Below are 3,698 nucleotides of genomic sequence, written 5' to 3'. Positions count from 1 at the left end.
GCTACAAAATATATGAACTTTTCAAGGTACTATAGCGGGGCTTTTGACCCCAACATCATTAGATGAAGCTACATCAGCTTTGGACAATGTGTCGCAAAAAAAAGTGCTTAATGTTGTGAAAAAATATTGTAAGAACAAAGTTCTACTTGTTATTGCACATCGTTTAACAACTGTGAGTGATGCCGATAAAATATATATTTTGCAAAAAGGTAGAAATGTTGGAGTGGGTACACATCAAGAATTACTTAAAGAAAATGAGTTTTATAGGGAGCTTAATTTAAAAACAGAAAATGACGTTGAAGGAGAATAAAAAAATGAATTTAATAACAGTAAGAGATATAAAAAAATCATATGGAACAGGTAAAAATAAAGTGGGTGTTTTGAATGGTATATCTTTTTGTATAGAAAAGGGAGAATTAGTTACTATTGTTGGAAAATCAGGATCGGGGAAAACGACGTTGCTAAATATTGTGGCGGGAATAGACACTCCAGATGAGGGGGATGTAGAAATTGCGGATACTTGTATAACATCTTTGAATGAAAAACAAAAGGTTATTTTTAGAAGAAGAAATATAGGATTTATTTTTCAAGAATATAATTTACTTTCTGTATTGAATGCTTATGATAATATTGCTCTACCGTTTACGTTGGATAGAGTAAAAAAAGTGGATCATGAATATATAAAAAGAGTTATGAAAAGTCTGAAAATATGGGACAAAAGGAATAGTTATCCCAGTGAACTATCTGGTGGACAGAGACAAAGAGTTGCAATAGCTAGAGCATTAGCGATAAAACCTATGGTAATATTAGCGGATGAACCGACAGGGAATTTGGATTCAAAAACGGCAATGGACGTTATGTTGTTATTAAAACAATGTAATAAAGAATTTAATCAAACTTTCTTAGTAATTACTCATGATGAAAAAATTGCTCAGATGGGATGTAGAACGATACATATTTGCGATGGTAATGTTTTATAAATAATTGGAATAAGAGGAAGAAAAATGAAGATTGTATTGCAGAATATATTACGGGATAAAAAAAGGACAATTACAATTTTAATGGCAGTAATATTGATGGTTAGTGCGATGATCTCATTAGGTAACTTATTTTATGGGATTAGAAATTGTCAATCAGAATACGCTAGAAGTTGCAACGGGTATTATGAATATAGTTATAGAGGAAAGAAGCAAAATTTAGAACTTATAAGAGATAATAATTATGAAATTGGAGCAACGCAATTTATAGCGACAACAGAAGTGCCTATACCAATTCAGCTCCAGGCTTGTAATCAAGATTTTCTTAGAATGAATAAAATGAATTTAATTAAAGGAGAAATGCCAACTAATCAACAAGAAATCATTGTTGAAGAATGGGTATTGCAGAATTTAGGAACAGATATTGGTATAGGGGACACTATTATATTTGATGGAAAACAATATATGATTGTAGGCTTATTATCAGATTCTTTTTATAAAAACAAGAAAGAAATGAATGTATTTACCACCTTTTTCACAGAAGCAGAATGTGAGTATTATATTCAATTTCATAAAAAGAATAATTTGCAAAATCAAATGAATGAATTTAAAAATACATATAGTATTGCAGATTCAAAAATTAGGGCAAACTGGGAAGTTCTTGAAAGTGAAGGAGTTAAAGTTCCTTTGGGAAAACAAAATAGTAATTTCCGGGGGTTGATAAGTAGAGTTGTTTTTGATGAATATGACTTGGTTATTGTATGGAGTTTTTTTGCTGTGTTTATGATATATAGCATATATTATTTATCAATTTATAAAAGGGAAAAGGACTATGGGGTATTAAAAGCTTTAGGATGTTCAAAAGGTAGATTATTTTTGATTATATTTCTAGAACTATTTATTTTATATCTGATCGGATTTATATTAGGGAATATTCTTGGAAACATCTTCACAGATAAAGTATACAATAGATTTATGGAAACTTTTTTAAATAGTAATATTTCGATTGTAGATTTTCAAGTAAATTTAGATGTAGTTAAGTTAGGATTTACAGTAATAGGCATTCTGCTAATTATTGTCACGTTTATAATAGTCAAGAAAATCTATAAATTGAATACTGTTGAATTGATCAGGCAAAAGGAAACAAGGTTATTAAAGAAGAGAAGAATTTTGTCTGAAAAGCATAATTGTTTGATTTATAGTATTATGTATAGATTTATAACAATTAGGAAAGTTACGCTCATTTTGCTTATTGTATCATTGTCATTTGGTGGGATGATTTTTTTAACATCGCAATATGTTTTAGAGCAGATAAAAGAACAAAACATATTGAAGATAAAATCTGATTTAGGAAGCGGAATGGATTACAGAGTGTATATAGGAAATACGGATCTATTAAATGGTATATCAACAAATAATGTAGAAGAAATGGGGAAAATTGAAGGGATTAGTGAAATACATCCATACAATTATACGCTTGGTGCTGTTGTTCTAAATGATAAACAATATCCTAATGAGGAATACTTTGCGCCAGAAAATGAAAACCAGCGTTTATTAGATATGACTGGTGGAATATGTACAAAACAGTCTGATGGAACATTTCTCTTAAGAACTAATCTTTGGGGATATGATTCTCAAATGTTGGATTCACTTCAAGAATTTATTATAGATGGGGAAATAGTTCCAGAAGAGATAGAAACAGGTCAGAAAGCAGTTGTAAGGTTATCAATGGACGGAGGGGGAGGATATGATAATATTTGTATTAAACCTGGTGATAAAATAAAAGTCAAAGTACCTAGAAGGGAAAATTATGAAAATGAGGACATTTTTAAATTTAAAAATGATAGATATTACAATATTATTGAAATTGAAGTAGCAGCAACGGTTAAAGCAGTATCAACACATAATGAGTATTTTATAGATGACTCGGGAATTGATATTGTTACAGGGAATGATGTATTCAAAAAAATAACTGGAATTGATTATTACAATCAGGTTGAACTCAAAAAAATAAGCGGAGAAAATGAGGAAAAGATAACAAAAAGATTATCAGATATTGTATCAGATATTAAAAGTGGATATTTTATTAATCATACTTTTGAAGTAGAACAAGAAGAAAAAAACTATGATCAAAAAATATTTATTTTTTCTTTGATGACAATGGCAATTATGATAATGAGTTTTTTATACGTTATGAATAGTACTAAGTATATTACACATATTTGGAAAAAGGAACTAAAAATTATGAGAGCATTAGGATTGTCTAATCTAGATTTATATAAGATGATGGTAATGACAGCAGTATTTTATGGTGTTTTATCATTAGTTTTGATATGTGTAGGAACTATGATTAGTACAGGAGTTTCTTTTTGGATTTTAAAGAAAATTTTATTTTTCTATAAAGCAAGGTATATTATTAATTGGAAGTATATGTTGATTTTTGGGGCTCTTAACGTGCTAGTCTGTGTTGTAATCATGGTAACAGCTGGGAAAAGAGCGATAAAAAATAAGTGAGAATGATTTTTTGAATTGCCTTTTAGTTTTTTGCTTGCTAAAAAAGAAAGACATAATTGCATAATATGATAAGAAACGAGAATGGTGGCATTTGCTATTATTCTCGTTTTTTAATGATGAGGAAGTAAATGTTCAATGTGTTTACAGAGTAAGCGATGAATAATCCACCGTATGGAATTATTCATCTGCCTATGTTTTAATTAAAAG

3 protein-coding genes are annotated in these 3,698 nt (G+C 29.3%); all 3 read left to right on the top strand.

Annotated features, from left to right (window positions below; translation table 11 throughout):
• Positions 1–43 precede the first annotated feature (43 nt).
• From ASU35_RS03265 to ASU35_RS03255, 3 genes are read left to right on the top strand one after another with little or no spacing between them, the layout of a single operon-like run.
• Entirely contained in the window at positions 44–310 is a 267-nt protein-coding gene (locus ASU35_RS03265; RefSeq protein ID WP_147525352.1) for a hypothetical protein, read from the top strand.
• 4 nt (positions 311–314) lie between these two features.
• On the top strand, positions 315–980 hold the full coding sequence (locus ASU35_RS03260; RefSeq protein WP_058351634.1) for an ABC transporter ATP-binding protein: 666 nt from the start codon (positions 315–317) through the stop codon (positions 978–980).
• A gap of 24 nt (positions 981–1,004) precedes the next feature.
• A complete protein-coding gene (locus ASU35_RS03255; RefSeq protein WP_058351633.1) occupies positions 1,005–3,491 on the top strand; it encodes an FtsX-like permease family protein in 2,487 nt (828 codons plus the stop codon).
• Positions 3,492–3,698: the final 207 nt, after the last annotated feature.

It is taken from the genome of Acetivibrio ethanolgignens, from assembly GCF_001461035.1.
GTDB lineage: Bacteria > Bacillota > Clostridia > Lachnospirales > Lachnospiraceae > Velocimicrobium > Velocimicrobium ethanolgignens.
This window is presented reverse-complemented; position numbering and strand designations above follow the sequence as displayed.